At 69.2% G+C, this 494-nt stretch carries 1 protein-coding gene; it reads left to right on the top strand.

Going from position 1 to position 494, the window contains the following annotated elements; genetic code table 11:
• The coding region (locus AC0IYH_RS29255) for an FGGY-family carbohydrate kinase (protein WP_471837518.1) at positions 1–283 on the top strand (283 nt) is incomplete at its 5' end.
• Positions 284–494 lie beyond the last annotated feature (211 nt).

The following is a 494-nucleotide window of genomic DNA, read 5'->3' as shown; positions in this document are numbered from 1 at the left end:
GATCGTCGCCGGCGGCATGGCGGCGAACGACTGGCTGTGTCAGTTTCTGGCGGACATGCTGCAGGTCGCCGTCGAACGCCCCCGGCATCTGGAGACGACCGCGCTGGGCGCGGCGTTCCACGCCGGTCTGGCGACGGGCGTCTGGGCCGATCTCGACGCGCTGGCCGCGACCTGGGTGCGCGGCGACTGTTTCGAATCGAAGATGGACGCGGAGTCCCGCGCGACGCTGGCCGCCGGCTGGCACGCGGCGTTGGCGAAGACGCTGACCGGCACCGGACGCTGACGCTGCGGCGCGACCCTCACCGGAGGTAATCGGAACGACTATCCAGCCGCCCCGGCGCTTCCGGTAGACTTGGTCCCAAGTCATTGGGAGTTATGCCATGTACGCCGTGGATGCTGGTGGGATGCGGTCGGTTGCACCGACCTATAACCCGGTTCCCTCGCCGCCCGTCGATACCGCCGTCACCGATGCCGTCGTCGCGACGGTACAGGCC

It is taken from the genome of Pseudomonas sp. AC463, from assembly GCF_979253585.1.
The sequence above is the reverse complement of the archived record's forward strand: the minus strand, read 5'-3'. Positions and strand labels throughout refer to the sequence as shown.